General features: G+C 62.2%; 20 protein-coding genes. 16 read left to right on the top strand and 4 right to left on the bottom strand.

Annotation, left to right across the window (positions count from 1 at the left end):
- Window positions 1-57: 57 nt before the first annotated feature.
- From K7431_RS00750 to K7431_RS00735, 4 genes are read left to right on the top strand one after another with little or no spacing between them, the layout of a single operon-like run.
- Entirely contained in the window at window positions 58-1,668 is a 1,611-nt protein-coding gene (locus K7431_RS00750) for an ABC transporter substrate-binding protein (RefSeq protein ID WP_012724128.1), read from the top strand.
- Window positions 1,665-2,615 carry an ABC transporter permease gene (locus K7431_RS00745; protein WP_012724127.1) on the top strand — a complete coding sequence of 317 codons (951 nt, stop codon included), beginning with the start codon at window positions 1,665-1,667 and terminating at the stop codon, window positions 2,613-2,615. Before K7431_RS00750 ends, K7431_RS00745 begins: the two co-directional genes overlap by 4 nt.
- A 3-nt stretch (window positions 2,616-2,618) precedes the next feature.
- Window positions 2,619-3,518: an ABC transporter permease gene (locus K7431_RS00740; RefSeq protein WP_012724126.1), complete on the top strand. Its 900-nt coding sequence runs from the start codon at window positions 2,619-2,621 to the stop codon at window positions 3,516-3,518.
- On the top strand, window positions 3,515-5,137 hold the full coding sequence (locus tag K7431_RS00735; protein WP_012724125.1) for a dipeptide ABC transporter ATP-binding protein: 1,623 nt from the start codon (window positions 3,515-3,517) through the stop codon (window positions 5,135-5,137). The genes K7431_RS00740 and K7431_RS00735 overlap by 4 nt, the downstream gene beginning before the upstream one ends.
- A 3-nt stretch (window positions 5,138-5,140) precedes the next feature.
- On the opposite strand, the gene K7431_RS00730 is transcribed toward K7431_RS00735, so the two are convergent.
- Window positions 5,141-6,481 carry an ABC transporter substrate-binding protein gene (locus K7431_RS00730; RefSeq protein WP_012724124.1) on the bottom strand — a complete coding sequence of 447 codons (1,341 nt, stop codon included), beginning with the start codon at window positions 6,479-6,481 and terminating at the stop codon, window positions 5,141-5,143.
- 283 nt (window positions 6,482-6,764) lie between these two features.
- Between K7431_RS00730 and K7431_RS00725 the strand changes: the two genes are divergently transcribed.
- Window positions 6,765-7,154 (top strand): DUF2946 family protein, encoded by a 390-nt coding sequence (locus K7431_RS00725; RefSeq protein WP_012724123.1) that lies wholly within the window; start codon window positions 6,765-6,767, stop codon window positions 7,152-7,154.
- Window positions 7,155-7,205: 51 nt separating this feature from the next.
- On the top strand, window positions 7,206-9,281 hold the full coding sequence (locus tag K7431_RS00720) for a TonB-dependent receptor (protein ID WP_012724122.1): 2,076 nt from the start codon (window positions 7,206-7,208) through the stop codon (window positions 9,279-9,281).
- 57 nt (window positions 9,282-9,338) lie between these two features.
- Here the strand turns inward: K7431_RS00720 and K7431_RS00715 are convergent, their stop codons facing one another.
- On the bottom strand, window positions 9,339-9,857 hold the full coding sequence (locus K7431_RS00715; protein WP_012724121.1) for an SgcJ/EcaC family oxidoreductase: 519 nt from the start codon (window positions 9,855-9,857) through the stop codon (window positions 9,339-9,341).
- A gap of 170 nt (window positions 9,858-10,027) precedes the next feature.
- Here K7431_RS00715 and K7431_RS00710 point away from each other — a divergent pair, with 170 nt between their 5' ends.
- Genes K7431_RS00710 through K7431_RS00695 form a run of 4 tightly spaced genes read left to right on the top strand, consistent with a single transcriptional unit; the run spans window position 10,028 to window position 14,680 of the window.
- Complete coding sequence (locus tag K7431_RS00710) at window positions 10,028-11,212, top strand: sensor histidine kinase (RefSeq protein WP_043205322.1); 1,185 nt, start codon at window positions 10,028-10,030, stop codon at window positions 11,210-11,212.
- The gene (locus tag K7431_RS00705) at window positions 11,209-11,862 is read left to right on the top strand and encodes a response regulator (protein WP_012724119.1); all 654 of its coding nucleotides are present in this window, start codon (window positions 11,209-11,211) and stop codon (window positions 11,860-11,862) included. The genes K7431_RS00710 and K7431_RS00705 overlap by 4 nt, the downstream gene beginning before the upstream one ends.
- Window positions 11,859-14,174, top strand: a complete 2,316-nt coding sequence (locus tag K7431_RS00700; protein WP_012724118.1) for an ATP-binding protein — start codon at window positions 11,859-11,861, stop codon at window positions 14,172-14,174. The genes K7431_RS00705 and K7431_RS00700 overlap by 4 nt, the downstream gene beginning before the upstream one ends.
- A complete protein-coding gene (locus K7431_RS00695) occupies window positions 14,171-14,680 on the top strand; it encodes a response regulator (protein WP_012724117.1) in 510 nt (169 codons plus the stop codon). Before K7431_RS00700 ends, K7431_RS00695 begins: the two co-directional genes overlap by 4 nt.
- 9 nt (window positions 14,681-14,689) lie before the next feature.
- Here K7431_RS00695 and K7431_RS00690 read toward each other — a convergent pair whose 3' ends face one another.
- Together K7431_RS00690 and K7431_RS00685 are read right to left on the bottom strand one after the other, a co-directional pair.
- Window positions 14,690-15,658, bottom strand: coding sequence for an ABC transporter substrate-binding protein (locus K7431_RS00690; protein WP_043206240.1), 969 nt, complete (start codon window positions 15,656-15,658; stop codon window positions 14,690-14,692).
- A 79-nt stretch (window positions 15,659-15,737) separates the two neighbouring features.
- On the bottom strand, window positions 15,738-16,553 hold the full coding sequence (locus K7431_RS00685; protein ID WP_012724115.1) for a phytanoyl-CoA dioxygenase family protein: 816 nt from the start codon (window positions 16,551-16,553) through the stop codon (window positions 15,738-15,740).
- A 106-nt stretch (window positions 16,554-16,659) separates the two neighbouring features.
- Here K7431_RS00685 and K7431_RS00680 point away from each other — a divergent pair, with 106 nt between their 5' ends.
- From K7431_RS00680 to K7431_RS00655, 6 genes are all read left to right on the top strand, one after another.
- On the top strand, window positions 16,660-17,574 hold the full coding sequence (locus tag K7431_RS00680) for a LysR family transcriptional regulator (protein WP_012724114.1): 915 nt from the start codon (window positions 16,660-16,662) through the stop codon (window positions 17,572-17,574).
- A gap of 97 nt (window positions 17,575-17,671) precedes the next feature.
- Complete coding sequence (locus K7431_RS00675) at window positions 17,672-18,199, top strand: sterol desaturase family protein (protein ID WP_012724113.1); 528 nt, start codon at window positions 17,672-17,674, stop codon at window positions 18,197-18,199.
- A gap of 211 nt (window positions 18,200-18,410) precedes the next feature.
- The gene (mexE, locus tag K7431_RS00670; protein WP_012724112.1) at window positions 18,411-19,652 is read left to right on the top strand and encodes a multidrug efflux RND transporter periplasmic adaptor subunit MexE; all 1,242 of its coding nucleotides are present in this window, start codon (window positions 18,411-18,413) and stop codon (window positions 19,650-19,652) included.
- A 15-nt stretch (window positions 19,653-19,667) separates the two neighbouring features.
- Window positions 19,668-22,847 carry an efflux RND transporter permease subunit gene (locus tag K7431_RS00665; protein WP_012724111.1) on the top strand — a complete coding sequence of 1,060 codons (3,180 nt, stop codon included), beginning with the start codon at window positions 19,668-19,670 and terminating at the stop codon, window positions 22,845-22,847.
- Window positions 22,844-24,259, top strand: a complete 1,416-nt coding sequence (locus tag K7431_RS00660; protein WP_012724110.1) for an efflux transporter outer membrane subunit — start codon at window positions 22,844-22,846, stop codon at window positions 24,257-24,259. The genes K7431_RS00665 and K7431_RS00660 overlap by 4 nt, the downstream gene beginning before the upstream one ends.
- 429 nt (window positions 24,260-24,688) lie before the next feature.
- Window positions 24,689-24,829 (top strand): hypothetical protein, encoded by a 141-nt coding sequence (locus tag K7431_RS00655; protein ID WP_158309473.1) that lies wholly within the window; start codon window positions 24,689-24,691, stop codon window positions 24,827-24,829.
- Window positions 24,830-24,869 lie beyond the last annotated feature (40 nt).

Genomic DNA, 24,869 nt, shown 5'->3' with positions numbered 1-24,869 from the left:
ACCGTGCATGCACCCGAAACGCCACATGAGGGCACCCCATTGAATACCTCCAACTTGATGAGCCGTCTGCTGGCCCCCTGCGCCTTGGCGCTAAGCCTCGCCGCTTGCTCGCCCGGGAATGACACCCAGGCCGGCAAAACCCTGAACATCGCGTTCTTCGGCGACAACACCACCCTGGTCAGTGTCGACCCGTTCCAGGTCTATTGGCTGGAACACCGTGTGCTGCTGCGCAATGTCGCCGAGTCCCTGACCGACCAGGACCCGCAGACCGGCAAAATCATTCCCTGGCTGGCCAAAAGCTGGGAGGTGAGTGACGACGCGCTGACCTACACCTTCCACCTGCGCGATAACGTCACGTTCAGCAATGGCGAGCGCTTCGATGCCAAGGCGGTGAAGATCGCCTTCGACAGTGACAAGGCCCTGGCGACCGAGCTGCCGGCGACCTTCGGCGCCACCTACCTGGCGGGCTATGATCACGCCGAAGTGGTGGACGACTTCACCGTCAAACTGGTGCTCTCGAAACCCAACGCCGGCTTCCTGCAAGCCACGTCGACGACCAACCTGGCGATCCTCGCGCCCGCCTCCTACGCCCTGACCGTCAAGGAGCGCTCCCTGGGCAAGATCATCGGCACCGGGCCCTTCGTGCTGGCCAGCTACACCCCGGAAGTCGGTGCGCACCTGACCAAGCGCAAGGGTTACGCCTGGGCCTCGGCCAACATGAAAAACCAGGGAGAAGCGCACCTGGACGCCGTGGACATCAGCTATATCCCCGAAGAAAGCGTGCGCAACGGCCTGTTCCTGCAAGGCAAGGCCGACATCCTATGGCCGCGCAACCCGTTCTCGGAAGTCGACCTGAAACTGTTCCAGTCCAAGGGCGCAACCATCCAGAGCCGCTCGCTGCCAGGGCCTGCGCTCAACCTGTACCCCAACACCCGTGGCGAACGCATCCTCGCGGACCCGCACGTGCGCCTGGCCGTGCAAAAGGCGCTCGATCGCAAGAGCTACGCCAGCACCGTCTACAACGCCGAGTTCCCGGTGGTGGACGGCATTTTCGACGTGACCACGCCTTACTTCAAAAGCCAGGGCAATAAGCTCGCCTACGACCCGGCGGGCGCCGAGCAACTGCTGGATCACGCCGGCTGGACCAAGGGTGCGGACGGTTACCGGCACAAGAACGGCAAGCGCCTGAGCCTGAGCTACAACATCAGCCCAGCGGAAACGGCGGGCGACGTGCTGATCCAGGACCAACTGCGCAAGGTCGGGATCGAGCTGAAACTCAGCGTGGTCACCCGCGCCGAATGGGTCGCCAACAACTCCGCGGGCAATTACGACCTGACGATCAACTACATGACCCGCGCCGACCCGATCATCCTGCAAACCATCCTGGACCCGCGTAGCGCCAACAGCTCGACCCTGGCCACCAACACCTACGAGCCGGCGGCGCTGGACAAAGCCAAAGCCTTATTTGATGCCGGTATCACCGCGACCCAAAGCCAACAGCGCGCCGCGGCCTACGGCGACCTGCAAGACCTGCTGATTGATGAAAGCTCGGCATTCCCGGTGTATGAACGCGTGTGGCAGGCGGCGACGTCGCCCAAGGTGAAGAACTTCCGCTGGACCGCCGAAGGCTTTGCGCTGCTGGGTGATATCGAGATCGGCACGCCATGAGCCGTTACCTGATCGGTCGGGTGGGCCAAGCGCTGCTGGTGCTGTGGGGCGCCTACAGCATCACGTATTTCATCCTTTATCTGCTGCCGGGCGACACGCTGTCGATCATGCTCAGCGCCTCGGGCATGGAAGCCGACTCGTTGTCGGTGGAAGACCTGGCAAAAGCGCGGGCTTACTACGGCCTGGACAAGGGCCTGTTCGAACAGTATTTCGACCTGCTGCTGGGCGCACTGCGGGGCGACTTTGGCCAGTCACTCTCGCTTAACCGCCCGGTAGCCGAGCTGCTCGCCGAACGCCTGCCGCAAACCTTGTCCCTGGCAGGCCTGGCCATCGTGCTGTCGCTACTGGGTGGCATCGGCCTGGCCTACCTCACCGCCTATATCCGCTGGCAACCGTTGAAAAAAGCCCTGGCGCGCCTGCCATCCCTGGGCTTTTCGGTGCCGGTGTTCTGGATGGGCCTGCTGTTGATCCAGGTGTTCGCCTTCGGCCTCGGCTGGTTCCCCGCCACCGGCAGCCGGGGCGTTGAAAGCCTGGTGCTGCCCGCCATCACCCTGGCGATTCCGAGCGCGGCGGTGTGCGCCCAGGTGCTGCAACGCAGTTTCCAGGGTGTCTGGAAAGAGTCCTACATCACCACCGCCTACGCCAAGGGCCTGAGCCGTGGCCAGGTGCAGGCGCGCCACGGATTCAAGAATGCCGCGCTGCCGATACTCACGCTGATCGGCCTGCAGGTCGGCAACACGGTGTCGGGCGCGGTGCTGGTGGAAACCATCTTCGCCCGCTCCGGCATTGGCCGCCTGGCCCAGGAGGCGGTGTTGCGCCAGGACATTCCAGTGGTGCTGGCGATTGTCGCGGTGTCGGCGGCGGCGTTTGTCCTGGTCAACCTGTTGGTCGACCTGCTCTACCCGTGGCTCGACCCGCGTATCTCCCACACGCCAAAGGTGTCCTAGACCATGACCATCCTTGAGCAGAACCTGGGCCGCAAGGCCATCCCGGCCAGCCCCGCACTCTGGCGGCGCCGCAGCCGCCTTCAACGCGCGACGGCGGTGGTGTTGCCGCTGCTGCGCCGGCCGGGGTTCAGCCTGGCGCTGTTGGTGGTGGTGTTTTCCCTGGTGGCGGCCATCGCGCCGCACCTGTTGAGCAGCTTTGACCCTTACGCCACGTCCCCCCTCGACAAGCTGCGCGCCCCCAACCTGAGCCACTGGTTCGGCACCGATGAGCTGGGCCGCGACCTGTACACCCGCGTGGTATACGGCGCCAGCCTGTCGGTACTCGCGGCGTTCCTGGCCGTCGGTATCGCGCTGTTGGGCGGCCTGGGCCTGGGCATCCTGTCGGGCTTTGCCGGTGGCCGCATTGATGCCGTGATCATGCGCTTCGTCGATGTGCTGCTGGCCCTGCCCGGCCTGCTGCTGGCCCTGGCAATCGTCACGGCCATCGGCTTCGGTACCGTGCCAGTGGCCATCGCCGTGGGCATCGGCATTATCCCAGGGTTCGCCCGCACCACCCGTGCCGAAGTGCTGCGGATCAAGACCCTGCCCTACGTCGAGGCCGCGCGCCTGGGCGGCGCCAGCTGGGCGCGCACCTTGCTGCGGCACATCTTGCCCAACGCCTGGGGACCGGTGGCGGTACTCGCGACCCTGGACTTTGGCGCGGCCATCCTGGCCACTGCCGGCCTGAGCTTCCTCGGTTTTGGCGCCGCGCCACCGGCCGCCGAATGGGGCACCTTGATCGCCAACGGCCGGCACTTTCTGATCACCGCCCCGTGGGTGTCGCTGCTGCCCGGCCTGTTCCTGGTCGCCGTGGTGTTCAGCCTCAACCATATCGCCCGCACCTTCGAGGAGATCCAGCGATGAGCGCTTTAGTGGATGTTCGCCAACTCAGTGTCACCTACCGTTCCGGCGGGCAACTCAACCAAGCGGTGCGCACGCTGTCGTTCGCCATCGCCCAAGGCGAGACCGTGGCGATTGTCGGCGAGTCCGGCTCGGGCAAGTCGACCCTGGCCAACGCCATCCTCGGCCTGCTGCCCGACACTGCACAGATCAGCGCCGGGCAATTATGGGTCGACGGCAACGACCTGACCCACGCCAGCGAGCGGCAGAAACGCACCCTGCGCGGCCGCACCGTCGGCCTGGTGCCACAGGACCCAATGGTCAGCCTCAACCCGACCTTGCGCGTCGGCCAGCAAATCGCCGAGGCGCTGATATTGGCCAAGGGCAAACGCTACCCCGCGGTGGATGCGGACATTGTCGAGTTGCTGCAACAGGTCGGCATCGACAAACCGGTGCTGCGCGCCCGCCAATACCCCCATGAGCTCTCCGGCGGCATGCGCCAGCGCGTGCTGATCGCCATCGCCCTGGCCGGCAACCCACGCCTGATCATCGCCGACGAGCCCACCAGCGCGTTGGACGTCACCGTGCAGCGCAAGATTCTCGACCACTTGCAACGCCTGGTCAGTGAACGCGGGATTTCGCTGCTGATCATTACCCACGACCTGGGCGTGGCCACCGACCGCGCCGACCGGATCCTGGTGATGCAACAAGGCCAAGTGGTCGAGCAAGGCCCGCCACGGCAGATCCTGAACGCACCGCAGCATGACTACACACGCGCATTGATTGCCGCCGCACCGGCGTTCGCCAAGCGTCGCGAACCTTTGATCAAGATTGACCCGCTGCAGGCGCCGATCCTGCGCCTGCAAAACGTCGGCAAGACGTTCACCTTGCCCAAGGTCAAGGGTGAGGACTCGACCTTTGTGGCCCTGGAAGACCTGAGCCTGCAGGTGTTTCCCGGCCAGACGTTGGCCATCGTCGGCGAGTCGGGCTCGGGCAAGAGCACCGCGCTGCGCATCGCCCTGGGCCTGGAACAACCCACACGAGGTCGGGTCTGGTTCGAACAGCAGGACGTCACTCACCTGAGCTGGCGCGAATTCCGCCCGCTGCGCCAACGCCTGCAACTGGTGCAGCAAAACCCGTTTGCCGCCCTCGACCCGCGCTTCACCGTGTTCGACAGCATCGTCGAGCCGCTGGTGTCGTTCGGCGTGCTCAAGGGCCCGGCCCTGGAGCAGGCGGCACGGGAGTTGATCAGCCGCGTGCACTTGCCGGTGAGTTTTCTGGATCGTCTGCCGCGCGAACTCTCCGGCGGCCAGTGCCAACGGGTCGCCATCGCCCGGGCCCTGGCATTGAAACCCGACCTGCTGCTGCTCGACGAACCGGTCAGCGCCCTGGATGTGTCGGTGCAGGCGCACATTCTCGACCTGCTGGAAGAGCTGCAACGGGAGATGGGGATTGCCTATGTGCTGGTGTCCCACGACCTGTCGGTGGTGGCTAACTTTGCGCATGAGGTGCTGGTGCTGCGCAATGGCCGCGTGGTTGAGCAGGGTTCGGTGGCACACATCTTCAACCAGCCGGCCAGCGACTACACCCGTGAACTGATTGCCGCCATCCCTGGCCGGCACGTGACCGCCACCGCCGCCTGAGGGCTACGGCGCCGAACAGTCCCGCGCCACGATGCCCTTCTCCTGGGCATACGCGGCGGACTTGGCCTCGATCAGCGGGCGCAGGGTGGCGCGGTCGGCTTGCAGCCAGTCAGTCACCAGCACCCACTTTTGCCCGTCCCATTGCTGCACGCGGGCCGAACCGCCACCTTCATGATCGGCGCAGGTCAACTTCAGTGGCGCCAGCAAACCTTCAAGGCCCAATGCTTTGATGCGCGCGGCGTCGATGTCCAGGTGTTCGAAGGCCCAGCGGGTTTCCTCGCCATTGAGCGCACGGTGACCAAACTTGGCCTGGCCGGTGCGCAGCGCTTCGACCGCAATCGCCGCGTTGATCAGGCCGATATTGTAGTAGACCTTGCCGAAGTAGCTGGCGTCCTTGAGGTTGCTTTTGCCGGGATCGAGAATGAACTGCTTGAGCTTCTTATGGATGTCAAAGGTGTCGCCTCCGGGGAATGGCGCCAGGGCCTGGTAGCCTTTGGCGGCAGTGCCGGCGGGAATCACATCGGCTTCGGAGCCTGCCCACACATCACCGATCAGGCGGTCCACCGGCACGCCAAAGCGCACGGCGGTCTTGATGGCGACCGGCGTGGACACGCCCCAGGTGCGCAAGAACACCCAGTCCGGGTTGAGCTGGCGGACCTGGCGCCATTGGGTGGACTGCTCGTTGCCGGGGTCGGCGACCGGGATCTGAATGTTCTCGAAACCGTACTTTTCGGCGAGCAGCTGCATGGCCGCCTGGGTTTCACGACCGTAGGCGGAATCGTGGTAGACCGTCACGATTTTCTTGCCCTTGAGCTTGTCCAGGCCGCCTTCGCGTTGGGCGATGTAATTGATCCCCACCGACGCCTGGCCGTAGTAGTTGAGCAGCAGCGGGAAGGCGTAAGGGAACACGCGGCCATCGGTCGACTCGGTACGCCCGCCCGCGCCGTCGATCAGCGGAATGTGATCAACCGCCGCACGGTCCATCAACGCGTAGGACGCCGGCGTACTGTGAGTGAAGAAGAATGCGGTGGGTGCGCCGTCCAGGCCGCCTTTGTAGCGCTCGTAGCATTCGATGATGCGGTCGGTTTTCCATTCGGTCTCGCATTCCTGCCAGACCAGCTTGACGCCATTCACGCCGCCTTCGACTTCGTTGATGTAGCGCAAGTAGTCGATCTCCCCCGCCCACCACGGAATACCGCTGGAGGCATAGGCACCGACCCGGTAGGTGGCCAGTGGGATGAACTGTCGGTCGTTGGCCGCCTGGGCGAGCGTGGACAATGGCCCGCCCAGGGCGCCGAGTGCCAGCAGGCTGGCGAAAACTGTGCGTTGCAAGACGTTGTGCATGGGTGTGGTTTCTTATGAAAAGGTTGGGGATTTCCCTCCCGTGGTCGGGTCAGCGCCAATCACCTCACAACACAATCCATGCCAACCCCTCAAGCCCTCAAACTCAGGTGCTCACGCGCGACCGGGCGAGCCCTCGGCCCGCAAAATCGGGCACTTTATTGAACGTCTGTTGCGCCACCAACACTGCATTCGCCGGGCCTGCGGCGAAATGGCGCGGGAAAGCACTTTTACTTCATCCCTGAACTGCGGCTAAATATCCGCCCCCCTTGCGTCGACTGCTCTGATGGCTACGTTCAAACGCATCAGCCCCTGGATCGCCTGCCTGGCCCTGCTGCTGAACATGCTGGCCATGCCGCTGAGCCGTGCCATGCAGACGCCGGATACCGGCTTGATGCTGTGGGGCGGATTCTGTTCCGGGGGCGCCTCCCAGGCCCTTCCGCCAGGGTTTGACCGGCTGATCGACCTCTCGCAGTCCGGCCCCGCCAAACCCGCGATGAAGCATAGCGACTGCTGCTGTGGCCATGCCGGGCTGGCCGCACTGCCGTCCGACTATTACCGGCACTGGCTGCCGCGCTTCACGCCGGATACCGTCCTCGACAACCCGACACTGCCCGCGCTGCACCCCAGGGTTCGCTGGCCGAACCTGACCCCGCGCGCCTCCCCTGTGGCCTGATCGACCCCACCTTCGTTGTGTTCGTCTTTTGGTCATCAAGAGGTCTGGCTTATGCCTGCTCCATTCCCTGTGCCCGGCGCAAAACGTCGCCCGGGCTCGCGTTACCTGTGGCCGCTGCTTTCCACCGGCCTGTTCACACTTCACCCGCTTGCCGCCGTTGGTAACACTGAGGATTCGACCCTCACCCTCGGTACCGTCACGGTGCAAGGCGCAACGGGTGCCAGCGGCCCGCTGAGCACCGCCAGCGTACTCAGCTCGGTGGATATCCTCGGCGCGGACATCCTGGAAAAAATGCCGGTCAACTACAGCTGGGAACTGTTCAGCCGCGCGCCGGGGGTCATGCTCACCGAGTTCAACCAAGGCACGACGTCCGGCAAGATCTCCTTTCGCGGCTTCAATGGCGAAGGCGAAGTGAATGCGGTGAAGCTGCTGATCGATGGCATCCCCAGCAACAGCAACGACGGCAACATGCCGTTCTTGGACATGATATTCCCGCTGGAGCTCGACAGTATCGAGGTGGTGCGCGGCACCAGCGATGCGCGCTATGGCCTCAACAATATCGCCGGCAACGTCAACATGCTCACCCGCACAGGCGGCGAATACACCCGGGCACGGCTGCGCTATGGCAGCTACAACACCCAGGAAGCTCAACTCGCCAAAGGCATCCAAGGCAGCAACTGGACGCAGAACTACTTCTTCGCTTACCAGAAGTCCGATGGCTACCGCGATCATGCCGAGGCGGACAAATTCTCGCTGTCCGGCAAATGGTTCTATACGCCGGACGACGACAGCTACCGTATCGGCCTGATCGCCCGGCATTATGAAACCGAGGCACAGGAGCCCGGCTACTTGAGTGAAGAGGATGCCCACCAGCATCCGCGCATGACCAACCGCTACAACGCCACCGACAAAGGCACACGGCGGATGAACCAGCTCAGTGTGCATGTCGACACCGAGCTGGCCGAGACCCTGGCCTGGTCGGCGAAAACCTACGTGAACACCTTCGACGACCGGCGCTGGACGCAATACTGGAGCACCAGCGCCCAGCAGGAACGCGACGCCTACGAAACCCAGTACGGCGCCCTCACCTCCCTGACCTGGCGCCCGCAGGTCAGCTGGCTCTACGACTTCGTCCTGGAAGGCGGCGCGGACATGCAGCAGCAACAGAACAAGAGCGAGCGCTACCGCACCCGTGACCGGGCGCGCCAGGCACAAACCCGCGACCAGCAATTTGACTTCGACACTTACGGTGCCTATATCCAGGCCGAGATCAAACCGTTCGAGTCGCTGAAGATCATCCCGGCGTATCGCGTCGACAAGATCCAGGGGGACTTCACCAATGAAATGACCGGCCTGGATTACGACATCAATGACTATGGGTTGATCAAACAACCCAAGCTCAGCGTGGTGTATTCACCCTGGGAGGTGGCCAGCGTGTACGCCAACTGGGGACGTACCTTCCAGGTGGGGACCGGCGCGGCGGCCTACAAGATTCCGCCCAGGGATACCGACCTGGCGCCGTCGATCAATGAAGGCTGGGAAACCGGCATTAAATTCACCCCTGCCGACTGGATCGACGGCCGTGTGGCGTATTGGCAACAGGACGCCAGTGGCGAAGTCAGCCGCCGGCTCAACGACCCGAGTGGCGAATCGGATAATGTCGGCGAAACCCGCCGCTGGGGCTACGACGCCCAGTTGAACCTGCACCCGAACGCGCGCACCGACATCTGGATGGCCTACGCCTGGCAGTACTCGAAAATCCTCAAGGCCAGCGCCACGCTGCCCAACAGTAAAGGTCAGGAAATCGACCACATCCCCCATCACCTGTACAACGCGGGCGTCAGCTACAAGGCCACGCCGTCGCTGCAACTGACCGCCTGGATGAACGGCCAGACGAACTACTACCTGGAGCGCGAGAACACCAAGGGCACCTACGGCGGCTATGTCCTGATAAACCTGGGGGCGACGTATCAGGTGACCGAGTCGGTCAGCGTTGACCTGCAGCTGAAAAACCTCACCAACCGCTACTACGAGTACGTCTGGTATGACCCGGACGGTGCGCGTGCGTCGCTGCACTCACCGGTTGACGGGCGTGCGTTGTACAGCGGGGTGACGCTGGATTTCTGATCGGCGCACACGCAAAAAAGTCCACACCCGCCAGGGCGTGGACTGTGCGATCTGCGGTTACTGCTTGGCGTGTTTCGCCTGAACCTCGGGCATCGCCGAGGAGTGGTGGTTGAGGATTTTCCACTGGCCGCCGACCTGCTCGTAGACAAAGGTGTAGCGGGCCTGCACATGACGCACCTTGCCGTTCTTCTCGGTCAGGGTGAAGGTGTAGACCCCGCTGTCCATCGCCACGTTACTGCCCAGTTGGCGGATTTCACGGTAATTGATCTGGCCTACCGGCTTGAGGGTCATGAAGTGATCAAAGTAATCCGTGATCTGCTCCGGGGTGGTACGGACCTGGTTGGACACGGTCGGCTGCAGCACCGCGCCCGGTGCATACAAGTCGACCACCGACTTGACGTTACCGGTCTGCAGCGCGCTGTTCCAACGGTCAAACAACCCGGCAATCTCGCGGTCTTGCGCATTGGCAGGCGCCTGGGCCACGTCGCGGTAGACGTAGGGAGCGGTCTGGGCCGCCTGCACAAAGGGGGCGCTCAAGGCAAAAATCACGGCGATCGACACGGCTTTAACGTTCATTGGGATGCTCCTGTTGTGAGTGAGCCCACTTTGCCAATCGCCTGCCCGGCCGACATCGGCCAACCGGAGCCATTTGCCTATGCCATTTGGCAGATGGCGCCCAACCCGCTCGCCAAGGTTTAATAGCCTCCCTCGCGCCTGCGAGCCTGTGTCGACAGCGGAGCCCAAGCATGCAAAACACACCACACGATCCCGGGAGTGCCTTGGCTATCCGCGCGCATTATCGACAATCCGAAAGTCGTACCGCGCGGTTGCGGTTGCTGGTCGATACCGGGCAGGCGCTACCCCAACTGGCGCCGGAGGCCATGCGTGAGCGCGTGCTGTCGCGGGCATGCGCGTTCTTGGCGATGGACCATGGGTTGATTCAGGAGTGGGATGCCGAGGGCGGCATCACGGTTACCGCGCGTCACGGCAGCCAGGATCGCCTCAGCAGCCTTGCCGCCGTCGCCGACCGGCGCCTGCGCAATCCCTGCTGGCTGGAGCTGCCGGGCAGTGCCCTGCCCAGTGTGTTGCAGGTGCCGTTGCGCGGTGGCGACGGCGATGCCTTGGGCGTGCTGGTGCTGGGCAATAGCGTCAGCCTGCGCGCGCCCGACCACGAAGACAGTGAATCGCTGCAATTGCTCGCCACGCTGCTGGCCGCGCACCTGCAGAACGATCGCCTGCTGACCACCCTGAAGGCGCGGGACAGGACGCTGTCCGACCTGGTCAACCGGCTGCTGCGCGCCCAGGAAGACGAGCGCAAACGCGTGGCCTACGACTTGCACGACGGGTTGGCGCAAACCCTCGCGGGGTTGCATCAGCGCCTGCAAGGGTTTGCCGGGCGCTGCCCGACGCTGCCAGGCACCTTGAACGCGGACCTGCAGGCGATTCTGACCCTGGCCCAGCATTCGGTGGGTGAAGGCCGGCAACTGATCGCCGGCCTGCGCCCGACTGTGCTGGACGATTTCGGGTTATTCAAGGCGCTCGACAAAGAGGCTGACCGCCTGCGCGAAGCCGCCGTCAGCGTGCAATGGTCCACCGGCTACGCGGAGCGCTTGCCCAGCCAGGTGGAAATCGCCCTGTTCAGGATCGGCCAGGAAGCCATCAATAACGTGCTCAAGCATGCACAGGCTGGCCATGTGCAACTGGCCCTGGCACTGCACGACGGCCAGGTTTCGCTGCGCATAGACGACAACGGCAAAGGCTTTGACCCCGGCCAACCGCTCGACGCCCAGGATGCGCAGCACCTGGGCCTCGCCACCATGCACGAGCGCGCCAGCCTGCTGGGCGGGCAGTTCATCTGCACCAGCGCCCCCGGTGGCGGCACTCAACTGCACGCTCGCGTGCCTGCCCCTCTGAATGGAATGCCGCAATGAGCCGACTCTTGCGCCTGGTGCTGGCGGACGACCATGAAGTCACACGCACCGGTTTTGTCGCACTGCTGGCGGGTCACCCGCAGTTCGAAGTCGTCGGCCAGGCCCGCGATGGGCAGCAAGCGGTGGAGCTGTGTGAACAACTGCTGCCGGATATCGTCATCCTCGACATTCGGATGCCGGTGCTCAATGGACTGGGCGCGGCGCGCCTGCTGCAACAGCGCCTGCCGGCCATCAAAGTGGTGATTTTCACCATGGACGACAGCCCCGACCATCTGGAAGCCGCGATGAATGCCGGGGCGGTGGGCTACCTGCTCAAAGATGCCAGCCGTAACGAGGTGATCGAGGCGTTGCAACGGGTCGCTGCCGGTGAAGAAGCGCTCAACACGGCGGTGAGCGCGCGGTTGTTGCGACGCATGACCGAGCGCAACGCCGCCGGCAGCCTACCCACCGAGCACCTGACCCCACGGGAGCGCCAGGTGCTCGGGCTGGTGGCGAACGGCATGAGCAACCGGCAAATCGGTGAGCACCTGGGGATTACCACCGGCACCGCCAAGGCCCATGTTGAACGGGTCATCGGCAAGCTCGGTGCCGCCGATCGAACCCAGGCGGCTGTGCGCGGCATCGCACTGGGCCTGGTGACACAGTCATGAAAAGACGGTGGGCCGACCTGCCCCTGCGGGGCAAGGCGCTGGTGGTGATTTCCCTGCCGCTGGTGGTGCTGCTGCTGTCGCTGGTGCTGATCTACACCACCGAGCGGCAGACCGCACGCGCCGAAGAAGACGTGCGTCGGGTATTGCGCGTGCAAAGCGATATCCGCGCCGTACACACGCTGTTGGCCGAGGCGGCTGCCAGCGTGCGTGGCTACCTGCTGACGCGTCGCGAGGACTTCCTGCCAGGCTACCTGAACGCCAAGCCACAGATTGCAGCGGCCCTGCAGCGGCTCGACGGCAATGTGCGCGATCAGCGCGTGCGCGAACAACTCGTCGCCATCAGGCCGCTGATCAACAGCAAAGTCGAGGGGCTGGAAGACATGCTCAGCGACCCGACGACCAGCACCGCCACGATGACCGAGATTCTGGTCAGCAACAAACACATCCTCGACGCCCTGCGCCAACACATCGCCAACATGCTCATGCTGGAGGACTCGTTGCTGGCCGAGCGCACCGCCGCTGCGGCCGAGACGCGCCAGCGGTTACTACTGTCCACGTGGCTGGCGGCGATCTGCGGGTTGTTCGGGGCTATTGTCGCGGTGCTGTTCTTGTCCAAGGGCATTGTGGCGCGTGTGCAGAATGTGCAAGGCAACGCACAACGCCTGGCCCTCGGCCAACCGCTGTTGCCACAACCGCCGGAGCATGACGAGATTGGCCAGTTGGGCACGCGGCTGGTGGAGGCCGGCTTGCTGCTGGCGGAACGCGAACGTGCGCTGCGCGAGAACGAAGAACGTTTACGGCTGATCATCGACGGGGTGAAGGACTACGGGATTTTCGCCCTCGACACGGCGGGCCACGTCACCAGCTGGAACGCCGGGGCCGAGCGGATCAAGGGCTACACCGAGCAGGAAATCATCGGCCAGCATTTCTCGGTGTTCTACCTGCCACAGGAATGCCCGCAACACCCGGCCATGGCCCTGGATGAGGCCACCCGTCACGGGCATTACATGGAAGAAGGCTGGCGCCTGCGCCAGGACGGCACACGTTTTTGGGCCAGCGTGGTGATCACGGCACAGTTCGACGCGACCGGGGCGTTGCGCGGTTTTTCGAAGATCACCCGCGACATCACCGACCGCCGCGCGGCGGAGATGGCGCTGGGTAACGCCCGTGAGGAGGCCGAGCGCGCCAGCCGGGCCAAGAGCGAGTTTTTGTCGCGCATGAGCCACGAGCTGCGCACCCCGCTCAACTCGATCCTGGGCTTTGCGCAACTGCTCGACATGGACTCGGCCGGAGGGCAAAAAGCGCACGTCGGGCATATCCTGCGGGCTGGCCAACACCTGCTGACGCTGATCAACGAAGTGTTGGACATTGCCAAGATCGAGGCCGGACGTCTGCCGTTGAACATCGAGCCGATCCGGTTGGCGGGCGCACTGCAGGAAGCCCTGGCGCTGGTGTCTCCCATGGCTGCCGACGCCGGTATCCAGTTGCAGCCGCTGCCTGCGCTGGCGGCGGATATCGGCATCGCGGCCGACCCTCAACGCTTGACCCAGGTGCTGCTGAACTTGCTGTCCAATGCGATCAAATACAACCAGCCTCAGGGCCAGGTGAGCATTGAGGTCAAGGTCGAAGGGCCGCGCATCGGCGTGGCGGTGTGCGATACCGGCAAAGGCATCCCGGCGGACAAGCTCGGGCAGTTGTTCAAACCGTTCGAGCGCCTGGGCGCCGACCCGAATGTGGAAGGCAGCGGCCTGGGCCTGGCGCTGAGTAAAAGCCTGCTGGAAAAGATGGATGGCCAACTGAGCGTGCACACCCAACAGGGCATCGGTTCACGCTTCACGCTGGAGTTGCCGTTCATGAGTGTGCAGGCATCCAATGGCCTGCCCGCCGCCGTCGCCGACACGGTGTCGATACGCCCTGCCCCCGTCGCCCCCGCCACCCAAGGCAAGGTGCTGTATATCGAAGACAACCTCTCCAGCCTCGCGCTGATCGAGACGTTGCTGCACCGCAGGCCGGGGATAAAACTGCTGTCCAGCATGCAAGGCCAACTCGGCCTGGACCTGGCCGCGCAGCATGCGCCCCGGTTGATTCTGCTGGACGTGTCACTGCCGGACATCGACGGCTTGGCCGTGCTACAGCGGTTGCGCCGCTCCGCGATCACCCAGGACACACCGGTGCTGATGCTCACCGCCGATGCCAGCGACCTCACCCGCCAAGCCTTGCACGCAGCCGGCGCGACGGCCATTCTGCACAAGCCGATCAACGTGCCGGCCTTTTTAGCCCACCTCGACCAGTACTTTCCGGAGCCCGCGTGAACCTTGACCTGCGCATCCTGATCATCGACGACCAACGCCCGAACCTTGAGCTGGTGGAACAATTGCTGGCACGTGAAGGGCTGACCAACGTACTGAGCAGCACCGAGCCATTGCGCACCCTGGAGCTGTTCAACAGCTTCGAACCGGACCTGGTCATTCTTGACCTGCACATGCCCGAGCTCGACGGGTTTGCGGTGCTGGAGCAACTCAACCGACGCATTCCCAACGGTGAATACCTGCCGATCCTGGTGCTGACCGCCGACGCCACCCGCGACACCCGCCTGCGCGCCCTGGCACTCGGTGCCAGGGACTTCATCAGCAAACCCTTGGATGCGTTGGAAACCATGCTGCGGGTATGGAACCTGCTGGAAACCCGCGTGCTGTACAAAACCTTGCGCACGCGGGTGCCGGCGGACCAGATCGAGTTGTTGCAACGACGCGGCACTATGACCGCGCCCAGCACGCTTGAGGGAGGGCCGGGTTCACCGGCGATACGACGTTGTTAATCCGACCGGCTACAGCGTAGCGTCGATCTTTTTGGCTGCCGCCTCACTCACCCAGCCGTGCCAGATTTCCGGGTGTTGCTGGAGGAACAGCTTTGCCAGCTTGGGAGAGTCGATGTGCTCCCTGGTCATCCGTGCCAAGTTCTGGTTGAGCAGGTCAATCGGCAAATTGACCTTTTCCAGCACCGCGACCAGTTCAGGTGCTTGCTCATGGAAAGCTTTGGATAAACCCACCTGAATGCTGATCTTCTTATCCACCCCCGGTTTCTCCTCCAGCTTGATCAGGTCGACTTGCCCCATCAACGGCGTAGGCGTCCAGTAATAGAACAGGATCGGCTCACCCCGCTTGTAACTCGACAGCACCGCCGCATCCAAAGCCGGGCCGGTACCCGGTCGAAAGTTGGTATAGCGCGATTCCAGGCCATAGCTTTTGAGCATTTCGCTGTTCTCCAGCTCGCACGTCCATCCCGCCGGACAATTGTAGAAACGGCCTTTGCCGGGCTCTTCCGGGTCCTTGAACAGCTCGGCGTACTGCGCCAGATCGGCAATCGTCTTGAGCGCTGGCGCCTTGGCTTTCAGCGCGCGCTTGGCATCCCCTTCCACCACGTAGCGGGGCACGTACCACCCTTCGGTCGCGCCAACGATGGGTGCGCCCACCCCCACGACCTTGCCGCTGGCGGCGGCCTTGTTCCAGACCTCGCTGCGCCCCACCCACTCTTCGGACAGCACCTGAATGTCATTACTGCTCAACGCGCTCTCCATGGTGATGGAGTTCCCAGGCAAGGTATCGACCGTACAGCCATAGCCCTCCTTGAGCAGGGTTTGCAGCACGTCAGTCAGCAACATGGCGCTCTCCCAATTCAATCCGGCGAACTTCACCGGTTTGCCCGAATCGCACCAACCGGCAGCCTGGGTCGCTGCGCTGCCCGCAAACAGCCCAAGCGAGAGCAGGCCAGCCATCACGTTTCTATTCAGCTTCATCATCGGTGCACCTATGCAGTGAAAGGGTCAGATCAGGGAGGGGCAGATGGCAGCGAAATACGCTCTGAAAAGTTATGTGTCAGCCAGCTTTATGTAGTGTAGGAAACCAGTCTTCACGCAGCCGCTGGCCTGTTTGCATGGCGTGCCCCGGGTACGGTGGAGAGGTGCGACCAGGGCGTTCGAGGTAGCGAACGTCATCACCCACCCAGCGCAGCGACAGTACCCGGCGACGCTGTGCGGAACCATTGCCCCTGGCGCCATGCACCGTTCGAAAATCAAACAGCACCGCATCACCGGGTTGCATTTCCCATTCCAGTACCGGCATACCCTCCTCCGCATCCGGATCCGGTGCATCTCGATAGTCGTCGGCCCCTTGGTAAAAGTCGCTTTGATCGGCCCAACGCACCGGCCTTATCCCTTGCTCCCAACGATGGGAGCCGGGCAACAGCCGCAGGGTTGACTCACGTACCGGGTCCACCGGAATCCAGAAACTCACGGACTGGCTGCCCTCAAGAAAGTAATACGGAATGTCCTGATGCCAGGGTGTGGCTTTTTGCGCACCGGGCTCTTTGACCAGGACATGGTCATGGAAGAACTGCGCGGTGCGCGACTGCATTACCTGCGCGGCGATGGACGCTGCCGGCGACTGTTCGATGATTGCGCGAAACTCAGGAATACGCTGCCAGTTGCAGTAGTCATCGAAAAAACCGCCGGACGAGTCGTCACCTTGCTCGACGTAGCGGCTGGCGTACCCGCCAGGCTCTGCGAGGTTGCGCTCGATGCCTGCCGCAATGTGTGCGATCCAGTCGCTGAAGACGCCTCTCAGGCACACCGCGCCATCACGCTGGAAGGCGTCGATGTCTTTTGGGTCGACGGTGTATGAACGGTGGGTCATGGCCTGAAACTCCCAATAACAAGATGAAGGGTGTGCAGGCCCAATATTCCATGCCGCTCAAATAAGATAAAATAACAACTCTTGATTTATCACCCAAGAAAAACCAATGAACTTCACCTTGCGTCAATTGCGCTACGCACTGGCTGCGGCCAAGCACGGCAACCTCACCCTGGCTGCCGAGGAACTGCACGTTTCCCAACCGTCGATATCCACCGCGATCACTGAGCTTGAAGGCCTTTACGGCCAACCGCTATTTGTGCGCCAACGCGGTCTGGGTGTGTCGTTGACGCCGTTTGGTCGAACGGTGATGGCGCAGGCAAAACGCGTACTCGCTGAAGCGCGAACGTTTGCAGATATAGGCAGCGAACCCGACGATTTTGCCGGAGACCTTGTACTGGGTTGCTATGCCGATATTGCCCCCTACTGCCTGCCCCAGATTCTCAGGCGCTTGCAGCAGGTGTCGCCCCGCATCAGCGTGGATATGCGTGAAGGCGGGTTTGAATATTTGGGAAAACGCCTCGGTGAAGGCACGCTGGAGCTTGCATTGACCTACGACCTGGGCTTGCCGGTCAACACGGAGCGCGTCGAACTGTGCCAATTGACTGCCCACGCCTTGCTGGCGGCAGATCACCCCTTGGCGCAGGAAACACGCGTTGATATGGCCGCACTCAGTGCATGCAACCTGGTGGTGATGGATCAGATCCACAGCTGGCAGCACATTCTGGATTTGTTCAACAGCTTTGGCCTGACACCGGGAAGCGTCCAACCCACCCACAGCTTTGAATTCCAGCGCAGCCTGGTTGCCAACGGCTTTGGCGTGGCACTCACCTACACCCGCCCTTTCGGCGATCACAGCTACGATGGCCAGCCTTTGGTGTGTCGACCCATCAAACAGCAGTTGCCCACGCAACGCATCGTGCTGGCCTACGACCGGCGCTACCCGTTGACGCCGCCCGCCGACGCGTTCAAGGCTCAGGCGTTGGCCTGGTTCTCGCAGCGACAACCGTTCGCAATCTTCTGAATCTGTGACACAGCCCTCATGACGCGGTTGCCTGCGGCGGCGCCGCACCTGAGAATCCCCACCCCCCTCCATTGCGCACTACAGGGATATTCCGCACATGGCCGCTTCAAATAAATGGCTGATGTCATCGCTCGCGTATTACCTCGATTTTTTCACCGCTCCTCTCTTCGTTATCCTCGCTATTTACTTGGCGCCCTTCGATCCCGCACTGGCCATCGCCGGCCTGCTGGCCTGGAGCCTGGTGGAATACTCGGCACACCGTTTTCTGTTCCACTCACTGTATCGCCGCGAACATTGGACCCACCATATCGACGTACTCGCCTACATCGGTGTGTCGAGCTGGAAAACCAGCTCAACCTTTGCCGCGCTGTTGCTGGTTGCCTGGTACAGCGGCCTGACCTCGGCCTTTATCGGCGTGGTAGCGGGTTACTTTTATTACATCTCGGTGCACTACGTGATGCACCGCCCCGCGCATTGGGCTTACCGTTTTATGCCGACGCTGGTGGCCAATCATGACCTGCACCATCGCCAAGGTGTGGAGAAGAACTTCGGGGTATCGTCGCCGCTGTGGGACCATGTGTTTGGCACCTACGTTCGCGCTGAACCCCTCACCCATTACGATTAAGCGTTCAGGCTGACGGGACCTGTTGCGCACACCGCAACAGTCTTTTGTCATCATTCCTATTGATAGCCCCCTAACGAAACCCCCATGCTAGAGGGCTAACACCTCGCTTATATCATTCCGAATGATAGTTACCTTTGCTTCATTCGATTCGTGACATACCCCCTCGCCGCGCATGATCCGCCCATCTCAAATACATTGGCGGATACACCTCATGGAACAGTCACTCAAACATTTGCGCTTCCCCCTGGCGATTTTGGCCGTGGTGGTGATGAGCGCGTGCGGCAAGACCCCGGACCAAGCGGCCGCCATGCCAGCGGCCAAAGTCAGCGTGGCCAAGGTGCTGGAACAACCGGTCAACGAGTGGGATGAATTCACCGGTCGCCTGGAAGCGCCCGAAACCGTACAGATTCGTCCACGGGTCTCTGGCCAGATTGACCAAGTCGCTTTCACTGAAGGCGCTTTGGTCAAGAAAGGCGACCTGCTGTTCCAGATCGACCCACGCCCGTTCCAGGCCGAAGTGCGTCGCCTTGAAGCCCAGTTGCAACAAACCCGCGCCGCTGCCACCCGTAGCGACAACGAAGCGCAACGTGGCGAACGCCTGCGCCAGAGCAATGCGATCTCCGCCGAACTGGCCGACTCGCGCACCACCTCCGCCCAGGAAGCCCGCGCCGCCGTCGCCGGGATCCAGGCGCAATTGGACCTGGCCAAGCTGAACCTGAGCTTTACCCGCGTGACTTCGCCGATCAGCGGCCGCGTCAGCCGTGCCGAAATCACCGCCGGCAACCTGGTGACCGCCGATGTCACGGCGCTGACCAGCGTGGTCTCCACCGACAAGGTCTACGCCTATTTCGACGCCGATGAGCGCGTCTTCCTCAAGTACACCGAACTGGCTCGCCAAGGCCGTCGTGGTGCGACCACCCCGGTGTACCTGGGCCTGTCCAACGAAACCGGCAACCCGCACCTGGGCCAGATGAACTTCGTCGACAACCAGGTCAACCCGGCCACCGGCACCATCCGCGGTCGCGCCGTGTTCGATAACAGCAAAGGTGAATACACCCCTGGCCTGTACGCCCGCTTGAAGCTGGTCGGCAGCGGCACCTACTCCGCTGTGTTGATCAACGACGAAGCGGTCGGCACCGACCTGGGCAAGAAGTTCGTGCTGGTGATGGAAGGCGACAAGCCGGCTTATCGCTCGGTGGAGCTGGGGCCGAAGATCGAAGGTTTGCGCATCGTGCGCAGCGGCTTGAACAAAGACGACACCATTATCGTCAAGGGCCTGCAACGCGTGCGCCCTGGCTCGCCGGTCGCCCCGGAAACCATTCCGATGGCCAGCAAGGAAACCCTCGCCGCCTTGGCCCAACAACGACAAGCGCTTGAAGCCAGCAACCTGGAACAAGTGGCGCCGGAAAAAACCGCGCCCAAACTGGCCAGCGCTGCGACTCCACGCGGTTAAGGGATACAACTCAAGATGAATTTTTCCAAGTTCTTCATTTCGCGGCCGATCTTCGCAGCGGTGCTCTCGCTGTTGATCCTGATCGCCGGTGCGATCTCGCTGTTCCAATTGCCGATCAGCGAATACCCGGAAGTGGTGCCGCCGACGGTGGTGGTACGCGCCAACTTCCCGGGCGCCAACCCCAAGGTCATCGGTGAAACCGTGGCCGCGCCGCTGGAGCAGGCGATCACCGGCGTCGAGAACATGCTGTACATGTCCTCGCAGTCGACCGCCGACGGCAAGCTGACGCTGACCATCACCTTCGCCCTGGGCACCGACCTGGACAACGCGCAGGTGCAAGTGCAAAACCGCGTGACACGGACTCAGCCGAAATTGCCTGAAGAAGTGACGCGCATCGGTATCACCGTGGACAAGGCCTCCCCCGACCTGACCATGGTGGTGCACTTGACCTCCCCGGATCAGCGCTACGACATGCTGTACCTGTCCAACTACGCCTTGCTCAACGTCAAGGATGAGCTGGCGCGGCTGGGCGGTGTGGGTGATGTGCAGCTGTTCGGCATGGGCGACTACTCTCTGCGGGTGTGGCTGGACCCAAACAAGACCGCTTCGCGCAACCTCACTGCCACCGATGTGGTGACCGCGATCCGTGAGCAGAACCGTCAAGTGGCCGCGGGTGCGCTGGGTGCACAACCTGCGCCGACTGCCACCGCGTTCCAGTTATCCGTGAACACCCAAGGTCGCTTGGTGACCGAGGAAGAGTTCGAGAACATCGTGATCCGTTCAGGCGCTAACGGTGAAATCACCCGCCTCAAAGACATCGCGCGGATCGAGCTGGGTTCCAGCCAATACGCCCTGCGTTCGCTGCTCAACAACCAGCCGGCCGTGGCGATCCCGATCTTCCAGCGCCCAGGCTCCAACGCCATCGAGATTTCCAACGAAGTCCGCGGCAAGATGGATGAGCTGAAAAAGAGCTTCCCGCAAGGGATGGACTACAGCATCGTCTATGACCCGACCATCTTTGTGCGTGGTTCCATCGAAGCGGTGGTGCACACCCTGTTCGAGGCGCTGATTCTCGTTGTCTTGGTAGTGATCCTGTTCCTGCAGACCTGGCGCGCCTCGATCATTCCGTTGGTAGCGGTGCCGGTATCCTTGATCGGTACGTTTGCGGTGATGCACCTGTTTGGCTTCTCGCTCAACGCGTTGTCATTGTTCGGACTGGTATTGGCCATCGGTATCGTGGTGGACGACGCCATCGTGGTGGTGGAGAACGTCGAGCGCAACATCGAGCTGGGCCTGGAACCGTTTGCGGCGACTGAAAAAGCCATGAGCGAAGTGACCGGTCCGATTGTGGCAACTGCGTTGGTGCTGTGTGCGGTGTTCATTCCGGCGGCCTTTATCAGCGGCTTGACCGGGCAGTTCTATAAGCAGTTCGCATTGACCATTGCGATCTCGACGGTGATTTCGGCCTTCAACTCGCTGACCTTGTCCCCGGCCCTGGCCGCCGTGTTGCTGCGCAGCCATGACGCGCCAAAGGATCGCTTCTCCAAGGTTCTCGACAAGCTCTTCGGCGGATGGTTGTTCAAACCGTTCAACCGCTTCTTTGACAAAGCCAGCCACGGCTATGTCGGCACCGTACGCCGTGTGATTCGCGGCAGTGGTATCGCGCTGTTCCTGTACGCCGGGTTGATGGTGCTGACCTGGTTCGGTTTTGCCCATACCCCGACCGGTTTCGTGCCGGCCCAGGACAAGCAATACCTGGTGGCCTTCGCCCAGTTACCGGACGCCGCCAGCCTGGATCGCACCGAAGACGTGATCAAGCGCATGTCCGACATCGCGCTGAAACAGCCGGGCGTGGAAGCCGCCGTGGCCTTCCCAGGCCTGTCGATCAACGGTTTCACCAACAGCCCGAACAGCGGCATCGTGTTCGTGACCTTGAAGCCGTTCGACGAGCGTAAAGACCCGAGCATGTCAGCCGGTGCGATTGCCGGCGCGTTGAACGGCAAATACAGCGACATCCAGGAAGCCTACATGGCGATCTTCCCACCGCCGCCGGTTCAGGGCCTGGGGACGATCGGCGGCTTCCGCCTGCAGATCGAAGACCGTGGCAACCTGGGTTATGACGAGCTGTACAAAGAAGTGCAGAACATCATCACCAAGAGCCGCACTACGCCGGAGCTGTTCGGCCTGTTCACCAGCTACACGGTCAACGTGCCCCAGGTCGATGCCGCCATCGACCGTGAAAAGGCCAAGACCCACGGCGTGGCGATCAGCGACATCTTCGACACCCTGCAGATCTACCTGGGTTCGTTGTATGCCAACGACTTCAACCGCTTCGGTCGGACCTACCAGGTCAACGTGCAGGCTGAGCAACAGTTCCGCCTGGATGAAGACCAGATCGGCCAGCTGAAAGTGCGCAACAACAAAGGCGAGATGATCCCGCTGGCGACCTTTATCAAGGTCAGCGACACCTCGGGCCCGGACCGCGTGATGCACTACAACGGCTTTATCACCGCTGAAATCAACGGCAACGCGGCACCGGGCTACAGCTCCGGCCAGGCCCAGGCGGCGATTGAAAAACTGTTGAAAGAGGAACTGCCCAACGGCATGACCTACGAGTGGACCGACCTGACCTATCAGCAAATCCTCTCGGGCAACACCGCACTGTTCGTGTTCCCGCTCTGCGTACTGCTGGCGTTCCTGGTACTGGCGGCCCAATACGAAAGCTGGAGCCTGCCGTTGGCGGTGATCCTGATCGTACCGATGACGCTGCTGTCGGCGATTACCGGGGTGATCATCTCGGGCGGCGACAACAACATCTTTACCCAGATCGGCTTAATCGTACTGGTGGGCCTGGCGTGTAAGAACGCGATTCTGATCGTCGAGTTCGCCAAGGATAAACAGGCAGAAGGCCTCGACCCGCTCGCTGCGGTACTGGAAGCCTGCCGTTTGCGTCTGCGGCCGATCCTGATGACCTCGTTCGCCTTCATCATGGGTGTGGTGCCACTGGTGTTGTCCAGCGGTGCCGGTGCCGAGATGCGTCATGCCATGGGCGTGGCGGTGTTCTCCGGGATGATCGGTGTGACCTTCTTCGGTCTGTTGCTGACGCCAGTGTTCTACGTACTGATCCGTCGCTATGTGGAGCGCAGCGAAGCGCGCAAAGCGGCCAAGGCCTTGAAGCTGGAGACACAGCAATGAGTGTGAAAGTCTTTCTGCCGAGCTTGCTGGTACTGGCGCTGAGCGCCTGTGCCGTAGGCCCGGACTACAAAACCCAGACCCCGGAGGCGGCCAATATCACGGCCGCTGCCGACGCCAAGCAGTACGATCACGCCAAGTTCGAAGGCATCTGGTGGCAGCAGTTCGAGGACCCGACGCTCAACCAGTTGGTCACGCAGTCGCTGCAAGGCAACCGTGATCTGCGCGTCGCCTTTGCCCGCCTGCGGGCCGCACGGGCGATCCGCGATGACGCCAGCAATGACGCCATGCCGACCATCACCAGCCGCGCCAGCAGTGACCAGGGCAAAGGCCAGATTCCGGGCCAGACCACTCGCCGCGTGAAGACCGAGCGTTACGACCTCGGGCTGGACATGGCCTGGGAACTCGACCTGTTCGGCCGCATCCAGCGCAACCTGGAAGCCACCGACGCCGACCAGCAGGCCGCCGAGGCTGACTTGTACCAGCTGCAAGTCACCCTGATCGCCGAACTGGTGGACGCCTACGGTCAACTGCGTGGCGCGCAACTGCGTGAACGCATTGCCCTGGACAACCTGAAGAACCAGCAGGAATCGCGCACCATCACCGTCAGCCTGCGCGATGCCGGTGTGGGCGACCAACTCGACGTGGAGCGTGCCGACGCACGCCTCGCGGCGGTTGAAGCCAGCGTGCCGCAACTGCAGGCCGAACAAGTGCGCGAGCGTAACCGCATCGCCACCCTCCTCGGCCAGCGGCCCGACAAGCTCAGCGTAGACCTGGGCCCGAAAGACCTGCCGGCGATTGCCAAAGCGCTGCCGATCGGCGACCCGGGGCAACTGCTGCAACGTCGCCCGGACATTCTCAGCGCCGAACGCAAACTGGCTGCCGCCACCGCGCGTATCGGCGTGGCCAAGGCCGACCTGTTCCCACGCGTCAGCCTCAGCGGCTTCCTCGGCTTTACCGCCGGGCGCGGCTCGCAGATCGGCTCATCCGCCGCGAATGCCTGGGCCCTGGGCCCGAGCATCACCTGGGCCGCGTTTGACCTGGGCAGCGTGCGCGCCCGCTTGCGCGGCGCCGATGCCGAGGCCGATGGCGCCCTGGCAAGCTACGAGCAGCAAGTGTTGCTGGCGCTGGAAGAATCCGAGAACGCCTTCAGCGACTACGGCAAGCGTCAGCAACGTCTGGTCTCGCTGATCCGCCAAAGCGAATCCAGCCGCGCCGCCGCCGACCTGGCCGCGATCCGCTACCGCGAAGGCACAGTGGACTTCCTGGTATTGCTCGACGCGCAACGTGAGCGTTTGGCAGCCGAGGACTCCCAGGCCCAGGCCGAAGTGGATCTGTATCGCGGGATCGTGGCGATCTACAAGGCGCTGGGGGGTGGGTGGAAGCCGGATACGGTGGTCGCTACCGCCAAGTGATGTAAAGAGCTCCTTTGGTTGGTCGCATCCAGCCAATTTTTAGCCCCGTGATCCATTTGGTCACGGGGCTTTTTTTGTTTGGAACGTCCTAAAATATGGAAGGTTACTTCCGTAAGACAAACCAGAAGTCCCAAGTAAGTAATTTCCTAATACCGCACTGCGCCTTGCGGAGAGAGTGAAGTATTTTCTATCGATGGAACCACTTCTCCTATTGGAGACGCACCGACACATAGAATTACAAAGTGCACATTTGCTTAAGACTGACAACATGGTCTTTAATCAAGGTGCGCTGATTAGTTTAGGAACTGCGCGACTTACCCCTAATGAACCAGGGCCTGTGGCGTGGTTCCGGACCAAAATGTTAATTAATCAGCGGCTACTTAATCCGAAACCTCTACCACCTCATCAATTAAATAGCGAGTACACAAAATGAAAAGTGAAGAAACCGTTGAATGCGCATTAGAATCAGACATCACTTTTTCCACCACTAATGAAAGTGAAGATATCTCCTTCTTCATGGATTTAGCAGATGATGAACTGATGCTTCAGGCTGTTTTTAGTCGCTGTTAATAGTTCGCTGAAACCATGATAAAAAAGGCCATTCATTAGT

Source organism: Pseudomonas fluorescens group sp., assembly GCF_020093335.1.
Lineage (GTDB): Bacteria > Pseudomonadota > Gammaproteobacteria > Pseudomonadales > Pseudomonadaceae > Aquipseudomonas > Aquipseudomonas petroselini.
Note: the sequence above shows the minus strand (reverse complement) of the source record. Positions and strands in the feature narration are given on the sequence as shown.